Origin of the sequence: Roseomonas sp. HF4 (assembly GCF_005222755.1) — a bacterium.
Lineage (GTDB): Bacteria > Pseudomonadota > Alphaproteobacteria > Acetobacterales > Acetobacteraceae > Neoroseomonas.
In genome coordinates, this window is the sequence record NZ_STGD01000016.1 from 107,069 (window position 1) to 114,114 (window position 7,046).

Genomic DNA, 7,046 nt, shown 5'->3' on the forward strand with positions numbered 1-7,046 from the left:
ACGGCGAAGTGGCTCGCGCCCGCATCGGGCTTGAGGTATGGGGCGGGGAAAATCTGGCCGAGGGCATTGCTCAGCCTGCGTGCGGATTCCCGCAAGTCAGTTCTTCATCGCGCACAATTCTGGAGGTCCGAGGCGGCCGGATCAGATGCAATGCCCGCTCGCTGACCCTGGGGCCTTCCAGCACGCTGAATTCGATTGCCGCGCACGATGCCGACGCGCTACCGAACTTCGAAGCAGACGTAGCTCGAAACCCAATGCTCGGGAGAATCCTCTTGAAGCCGCAGCCGTTTGTGATCTTCCCGAAGGACTACCCGGAGCCGATGAGCGTTCGAGGGGAGGAAATCACCTTACTCGCATCAGGCAAGGCAACAGGTGGATATGAGATCTTTGCGCAGCGTGGGCCGGAGGGAAGCGGCCCGCCGCCGCACGCGCATCCGTGGGACGAGTCGTTCTACGTCATCAGCGGCGAACTCGACTTTGGATTCGGTGAGGAGACTTTCATGGCGACGCCCGGAACGCTCGTGCACCTTCCGGCCGGCACCACCCACTGGTTCCGGTTCCGGGCCGGAGGAGGCGTGATGCTCTCCATCACCGACCGGTTCGGCGCGTCGGCGATGTTCGGGGATATCGACCGGGCAAAGGATCTCGCCACGACCGATCCTGCCGCCTTAGCCGCTGTTGCCTTGCGCCACGGATTGACCCGCCCCTAGGGGACCTGTGCGCGATTGGCTTGCGGTGCGCGCTGATCGCTGATTCTCTGGCGGGCAGAGTCATGCAGCAGCGCGTTCCCACCCCCCATGATAGGCCAGGAGCGGCTTAGGGTCGACCCGGTCTGCCGCAGCGCAGCGACGCTGGAGCGCCTGTCGTCCCTGATCGACTGGCAGCCTGTCGCCGGGCAGCTTGCCCCCTCATCCCTCTGCCAGGGGCGAGCCCGTGCGCCGCCGCTCTCGATGTTCAAGCCATTGCTGCAGGCGATCTGGAACGACCTGTTCGACGAGTAGCTGGCCGAGGCGCTGAAGGACCGTGCGACCTTCCGCCGTTTCTGCGGCTTCGCCGCGCAGGAGGTCACGCCCTAGCGCACCGCCCTTCTGCGCTTCCGCCGCGCCCTCGTCGCGCAGGGCCTGGACCGGCAGTTGTTCGACGCCGTCACGACGCAGCTCAGGGCGCGTGCGATCACGGTCAGGACCGGTACGGTGGACGCGACGATCATCATCTCGGCCAGCAAGGGCCATGGCGCGGCCTCGCGCGCCATGGCCCAGGTCCATTTCACCGCAACCGCCTAGAACCTCAAGCGAAGCGTCAACCTCCAAGCGGCGTAACGACAGACCCGGCAGAGCACGCCGCAAGGCGGGGGCAAAGCAGACCGCGCAGAGCCAGACACCACAACAGGCGCTCCACACGGCAATCGCGCACAGGTGTCATTAAGTATTGGCTTCCAAAGGCTCTTCGGCCTTTGGTGGGGTGAGGTCCGGAGAGGGGCCAGGCCCCTCTCCGACGCTACGCCACCAACCCGTCGATCGCCTTCGCCAGCGCCACATCCCGCGCGCTCAGCCCGCCCGCATCATGGGTGGACAGCGTGATCTCCACCTTGTTCCACACGTTAAACCATTCCGGATGATGGTCGTGCTTCTCGGCCAGCAGCGCGACGCGGCTCATGAAGCCCCAGGCTTCGCTGAAATCCTTGAAATGGAAGCTCCGCGCGATCGCGTCGCGGCCTTCGGCCATTCGCCATTCCGGCAGGTCGCGGCCGAGGGCCGCGCGGGCCGCCGGGTCCAGTTTCTCGAGCATCCATCCCTCCCGTGCTTGACGCCGGCCGGCCGGCCCGCGCATGGAGCCGGCATGAGGTTCTCGACCCCGCCCGGCCTCGATGATCTGGTCGAGATGGCCGAGCACGCGCTCGCCGCCATCCCCGAGCCGCTGCGCGACATGGTGCGCGGCACCGCCATCCTGGTCGAGGACGTGGCGGATGACGAGACGTTGCGCGAGATGGGGCTGGAAAGTCCCTGGGAATTGACCGGTCTCTACCAGGGCGTGCCGCTGACGGCGAAGTCCGTGGGCGACGTGTCGCGCGACCCGGACCGCATCTTCCTCTACCGGGAGCCGATCCTGCTCGAATGGATCGAGACCGGGGAAGACCTGTTCCGCCTGGTGCGCAACGTTCTGATCCACGAGATCGGGCATCATTTCGGGCTGTCGGACGAGGATATCGCGCGGCTCGAGGACAGCGACTGATGGGTCGGGGGAGGAGAACCTCCCCCAATCCCCTCCCTTCTCTGGCACATGGCGCCGGTCGTGGGGGGTGTGCGCCAAAGGACAAAGAAGGTTGTGGGGGGTCCGGGGGGAGAAGTTCCCTTCTCCCCCCCGCTACGCCGCCTCCGCCTGCACGATCCGCCCGTCCTCCATCGCCACCACGCGGTCCGCGATGTCCAGGATGCGCGGGTCGTGCGTCACCATCAGGATCGGCGTGCCGCGGGACTTCGCCATGTCGCGCAGCAGGTGCGCGACCTCGGCGCCGGATGCCTTGTCGAGCGCCGCGGTCGGCTCGTCCGCCAGCACCAGGCCCGGCCCGGCCACGAGCGCGCGCGCGACCGCGACCCGCTGCCGCTGCCCGCCGGACAGCCTGCCCGGCACCTTGTCCTCATGCCCCGCGAGGCCGACCGCGACGAGCATCGCGCCCGCGCGCTCCAGCCGTTCGCGTTCGGGCATCGCCGCCTCGATCTCGAGCGCCATGGCCACGTTCTGCCGCGCCGTCAGGAAGCCCAGCAGGTTGTGGTTCTGGAAGATGAAGCCGATCGACCGGCGCAGGCGCACGCGGTCGCGTTCGGTCGCGCCCAGCATCTCCCGCCCGAGCACGACGCAGGACCCGTCCTGCATGGCGCGCAGCGCGCCGATCAGTGTCAGCAGCGTGGTCTTGCCGGACCCGGACGGCCCGGTCAGCAGCACCACCTCCCCGGCATGGACGTCGAGCGCCACGTCGCGCAGCACCGGCCGGCGCAATTCGCCTTCTCCGTAGGCGTAGGTCAGCCCCCGGATGCGGATGGGACCGGTCATGCCGGCGCGCCCCGGTGCGGGGTTCCAAGGGCCTTTCGGCCCTTGGAGGGTGGGGTCCGGGGAGGGCGGCGCCCTCCCCGCGCGTCGCGCGTAGCCATCAGAACATATCGGCCGGAGATGCATCGCGCAGTTTGCGCATCGCGAGCAGCCCCGCTGCCGCGCACATCCCGAAGATCAGCCCGAACACCATGATGGCACGTTCGGCCGTCATCTCGAGCGGCAGGAAGGTCGCGCCGCCGACCACGTTGTAGAGCCAGGCCGACAGCAGCGCGCCCGGGATGAAGCCGATCACCGCCAGGATCAGCGCGGCGGCCATCACGACGCGCGAGAGGTAGCCGTTGGAATACCCGATCGCCTTCAGCGTCGCGTATTCGCGCAGGTGGTTGGCGATGTCGCTGAACAGGATCTGGTAGACGATCACCATGCCGACGATCAGCCCCATGGCGCTGCCAAAGCTGAAGATGAAGCCGATGGGTGTCGCGGTTTCCCAGTAGTTGCGTTCGTGCGCCACGAGTTCCGCCTGCGTCAGCACCACCACGTCGGGCGGCATGATCTCGCGCAGCCGCGCCTTGGCAGCGGCCACGTCCGCCCCGGGCCGCAGCCGGATGGCGACGAGGTCGGTGTTGGAGGGCAGGCGTTCGCGCACCATGCGGCGGAAATTCACCTCGCTGGTCACGATGTTGCCGTCCGCGCCGAAGGACGGCCCGATCGAGACGAGGCCCACCACCTCCACCATCCGGTTGCCGACCTGCACCTCGAAGGGCCCGCGCTCGGCCAGGATGCGCGCGACGTCGCCGAATTCCGGACGGGAGCGCATGTCGAAGCCGACCGCATCCACGCGGCGCAGCGCGGAGGCGATGTCGCCCAGCCCCTCGAACTCCATCGCCCGCGCCTCGACGTCGAAGCCGATCAGCTGGATGGCGCGGCGCGATCCGTCCTCGGGGTTCCGCCAGCTGGCCTGCGCCAGGTAGACCGGCACCGCCTGCGCCACTTCCGGCAGCGCCAGCGCCTGGTGGGCGCGCACGCGGGGCAGCGGCTCCGGCCGGAAGGATGCGGTTGTCAGCGGGTGCATCAGGAATATCTCGGCGCGCATGGCACCGAGCAGCGCGGTGGCGCTGTCGAACAGCGCGGACCGGAAGCCCAGCTGCATGAAGACCAGCACGGCCGCGAACATCACCCCCGCCATCGCCGAGGCGAGGCGTGAGCGTTCCGCGCGCAACTGCCGCCAGGCGAGGCGCGCCGGCAGGCCGAAGCGCGCCGCCAGCCCCGGCCCGCGCGCGCGTGGCGGCGGCGGTGCGGCCGCGGCCTCCCCGTTGCGTTCCGGCGCCCAGGGCAGCAGCCCCGCCTTCGTCATCACGTTCATGGCCGGATCGCCACCTGCACCTGCATGTTGGACCGCCGCCGCAGCGCCGCGCTGCCGGCCTCCTCCAGCGCGAGGCGCACCTCGACCGTGCGGCTGTCCACCGCCGCCACGGGGTCGGTCGTCGCCTGCAGCTGGCGCCGCACCGTCCAGCCGATCTCGGTCACCACGGCCGCGAAGCGCGCGGCCTCCCCCGGGACCACGACCTCGGCCGGCGCGCCCTCGCGCAGGCGCGGCAGGTCGGTCTCGTAGACATCGGCCACCACCACCATGCGACTGAGGTCACCGATCTCGAGCAGCCCGTCCGATCCCACCTGGTCCCCCGGCCGCGCGATGACGCGGAGCACCGTGCCGGCGAAGGGGGCCCGCACGCGTGAGAGTTCCGCCTCCGCCGCCGCGCGCTGCAGCGCCGCCCGCGCCGCGGCCGCGCGCGCCTCGGCCAGCGCGATGTCCTCGGGGCGGGAGGAGAGCAAGGTGTCCAGCTCCGCCTCCGCCTCGCGTTTCTGCGCGGCCAGTTGCACCGCGGCCGCGCGCGCCCGGTCCGCCGCCGCGACCGCGCCGGCGCCGGTCGGCACCAGGCGCTCGGCGCGGCCGGCCTCGCGCTGCGCATAGTCCTCCTGCGCCGCCAGCGCCGCGATGCGCGCGCGCTGCGCCGCCACCTCGGACGCGCGGCCCGCGGCGCGCGTCTTCGCCAGCGCGGCCTCGGCTTCCTCGAGCGCGGCCCGCGCCTGCGCCACCGCGGCATCGCGCTGGGCGGCATCGGCGAATTCGGCCAGCAACTGGCCCTCCGCCACCCGGTCCCCTTCGTCGACCAGCAGCCGGTCGAGCCGCGTGACCGCCATGCCCCCCGGCTGCGTCAGCCGCCGGATGCGCGAGACCGGCTCGACCCGCCCGAGCGCGCCGACGCCGATCGGCGCCGCCGGCTGCGCGGCGACGGGCGCCTCGGCATTGCCCGCGGCACCCCGCTGCATCCAGACGTAGCCGCCCGCCGCGGCCACGAGCGCGCCAAGGGCGAGCAGCCAGGCCCCGCGCCGCATCAGCCGCGCCCTTCGATGAGCGCGTCCAGCGTCGCGCGCAGCGCCGCGCGATCCTGCTCGGTCGGGCGGTACAGCCCGAACAGATGCGCCATGAACAACCCGTCCGTCGCCGTCAGGACGGCCATCGCGGCGCCATGCCCGATGCCGTCGTCGAGCAGCCGCGCCTTCATCACGGCAAGCCCCCGGCGCATCGGGTCGAGCAGCGCGGGGTCATGGTGGAAGGCCGCGAGGAACACCGCCGCGGCGCGGTCATGCGGCTCCTGGCCCGGGGAGCACTCGCCCTCCCCGAAGCCCCAGGCGAGGAAGGCGCGGGCGACACGGCCCGGCCCCTCGGGCTGGCGCGCGACGCCGGCCTCGAATTCCCGCTGCATGAACGCGGCCAGGCGATCCATCAGCGCCGCCAGCAGCGCCTCCTTCGAGGCGAAGTGATAGAGCAGCCCGCCCTTCGACACCCCGGCCTCCCGCGCCGCGGCATCCAGCGTCAGGCCGGAGACACCCTTGGCGAGGACGATGCGCTCGACGGCATCGAGGATGCGGGTGCGGGCATCCGGGGGGGCGGTGGTGGCGTCCATGTGGTGGCATCTATACCGTCCGGACGGTTCGTCAACCGTCCGGACGGTATAGTTTTCGTGAGGGCGCTGATGCGCCCCCTCGAAGGAGCCCCGGGCCAGGGCTTCGCCCGGGACCCACCAGCGGCCGAAAGGCCTCCGGACACCGTCACTCAGGTCACGCGGCGATCCCGGCCACGTGCCTGCCCTGGAAGCGCGCCCCGGCCAGCTCGTTCCCCGACGGCTGGCGCGACCCGTCGCCGACCGCGATGGTCGAGGCCCCATCGGGCGAGCCACCCGTCACCTCGCCCACCGCAAGCTGGCCCTGGAAGGAATAGGGCAGCCCCGCGATCACCATCCCGTGGTGCAGCAGCACGATGTGCGTCGACAGGATCGTGCTCTCCTGCCCGCCATGCTGCGACGCCGTCGAGGTGAACACCGCACCCACCTTCCCGATCAGCGCGCCCTTCGCCCAGAGGCCCCCGTCCGGTCGAGGACATTCTTCATCTGCGCCGGCATGTTCCCGAACCGCGTCGGCACGCCGAGGATGATCGCGTCGTACGCCGGCAATTCCCCGACCGCCGCGACGACGCTCAGCCGAGCGGCTCCCGCGCCCCACGCCGCCACAAGGGAAGGCCATCCGGCCGCCGCACATAGTCGCGCCGCACCGCCGACACGCCGACCTCAGCCGCGACCTGCCGCGCCAGCCGCTCGGCCGCCCGCACGTCGCTCAGGAGGTCGAGATGCAGGCCCCGCCAGCCACGGCGCAGCGACAGATCGAACTTGATGAAGGCCGCATCGCCCTCCGGCGTGCCGGCAAACGGGCTGCCGCCCCGCGGCCGCAGCCACACGCCGCGACTGACCACGCCCCGGAACGCGCCGAACCTGGACACCTCCAGAAACCCTGCTGTCAGTGGGCGTGATGGTCGATCGGTGGGTGCGTACCCAGCGCCGGGATGACAGGGCTGGGGCTGCCCGTGGATGTTTGCCGGGGTGCGCGGGTTACGGGTGCGGCAGTCCCAGAGCCTACGCCGTCGCTGGCCTGCTGCT

At 71.0% G+C, this 7,046-nt stretch carries 10 protein-coding genes and 1 pseudogene; 4 read left to right on the forward strand and 7 right to left on the reverse strand.

The window, feature by feature from the left end:
- Nucleotides 1–8 precede the first annotated feature (8 nt).
- The 3 genes from E8M80_RS26355 (at nucleotide 9) to E8M80_RS26115 (ending at nucleotide 1,283) form a co-directional block, all read left to right on the forward strand.
- Nucleotides 9–710: a cupin domain-containing protein gene (locus tag E8M80_RS26355; RefSeq protein ID WP_206035714.1), complete on the forward strand. Its 702-nt coding sequence runs from the start codon at nucleotides 9–11 to the stop codon at nucleotides 708–710.
- Nucleotides 711–797: 87 nt separating this feature from the next.
- The gene (locus E8M80_RS21315) at nucleotides 798–1,001 is read left to right on the forward strand and encodes a hypothetical protein (RefSeq protein ID WP_137127751.1); all 204 of its coding nucleotides are present in this window, start codon (nucleotides 798–800) and stop codon (nucleotides 999–1,001) included.
- A gap of 132 nt (nucleotides 1,002–1,133) precedes the next feature.
- Nucleotides 1,134–1,283: a hypothetical protein gene (locus tag E8M80_RS26115; protein WP_170979551.1), complete on the forward strand. Its 150-nt coding sequence runs from the start codon at nucleotides 1,134–1,136 to the stop codon at nucleotides 1,281–1,283.
- Nucleotides 1,284–1,497: 214 nt separating this feature from the next.
- Here E8M80_RS26115 and E8M80_RS21320 read toward each other — a convergent pair whose 3' ends face one another.
- The gene (locus tag E8M80_RS21320) at nucleotides 1,498–1,788 is read right to left on the reverse strand and encodes a 4a-hydroxytetrahydrobiopterin dehydratase (protein ID WP_137127762.1); all 291 of its coding nucleotides are present in this window, start codon (nucleotides 1,786–1,788) and stop codon (nucleotides 1,498–1,500) included.
- 51 nt (nucleotides 1,789–1,839) lie between these two features.
- Here E8M80_RS21320 and E8M80_RS21325 point away from each other — a divergent pair, with 51 nt between their 5' ends.
- A complete protein-coding gene (locus E8M80_RS21325) occupies nucleotides 1,840–2,232 on the forward strand; it encodes a metallopeptidase family protein (RefSeq protein ID WP_137127752.1) in 393 nt (130 codons plus the stop codon).
- Nucleotides 2,233–2,364: 132 nt separating this feature from the next.
- Here E8M80_RS21325 and E8M80_RS21330 read toward each other — a convergent pair whose 3' ends face one another.
- The 6 genes and pseudogenes from E8M80_RS21330 to E8M80_RS21355 all read right to left on the reverse strand — a co-directional run bounded on the left by E8M80_RS21330 (nucleotide 2,365) and on the right by E8M80_RS21355 (nucleotide 6,889).
- The gene (locus E8M80_RS21330) at nucleotides 2,365–3,051 is read right to left on the reverse strand and encodes an ATP-binding cassette domain-containing protein (protein ID WP_137127753.1); all 687 of its coding nucleotides are present in this window, start codon (nucleotides 3,049–3,051) and stop codon (nucleotides 2,365–2,367) included.
- Nucleotides 3,052–3,148: 97 nt separating this feature from the next.
- The gene (devC, locus tag E8M80_RS21335) at nucleotides 3,149–4,414 is read right to left on the reverse strand and encodes an ABC transporter permease DevC (protein ID WP_240790155.1); all 1,266 of its coding nucleotides are present in this window, start codon (nucleotides 4,412–4,414) and stop codon (nucleotides 3,149–3,151) included.
- Nucleotides 4,411–5,448, reverse strand: a complete 1,038-nt coding sequence (locus E8M80_RS21340; RefSeq protein WP_137127754.1) for an efflux RND transporter periplasmic adaptor subunit — start codon at nucleotides 5,446–5,448, stop codon at nucleotides 4,411–4,413. The genes devC and E8M80_RS21340 overlap by 4 nt, the downstream gene beginning before the upstream one ends.
- Nucleotides 5,448–6,020 (reverse strand): TetR/AcrR family transcriptional regulator, encoded by a 573-nt coding sequence (locus E8M80_RS21345; protein ID WP_170979552.1) that lies wholly within the window; start codon nucleotides 6,018–6,020, stop codon nucleotides 5,448–5,450. The genes E8M80_RS21340 and E8M80_RS21345 overlap by 1 nt, the downstream gene beginning before the upstream one ends.
- 154 nt (nucleotides 6,021–6,174) lie before the next feature.
- Nucleotides 6,175–6,584: pseudogene (gene wrbA, locus E8M80_RS21350) on the reverse strand (NAD(P)H:quinone oxidoreductase); the annotation flags it as partial.
- Nucleotides 6,585–6,589: 5 nt separating this feature from the next.
- Nucleotides 6,590–6,889 (reverse strand): hypothetical protein, encoded by a 300-nt coding sequence (locus E8M80_RS21355; protein WP_137127756.1) that lies wholly within the window; start codon nucleotides 6,887–6,889, stop codon nucleotides 6,590–6,592.
- Nucleotides 6,890–7,046 lie beyond the last annotated feature (157 nt).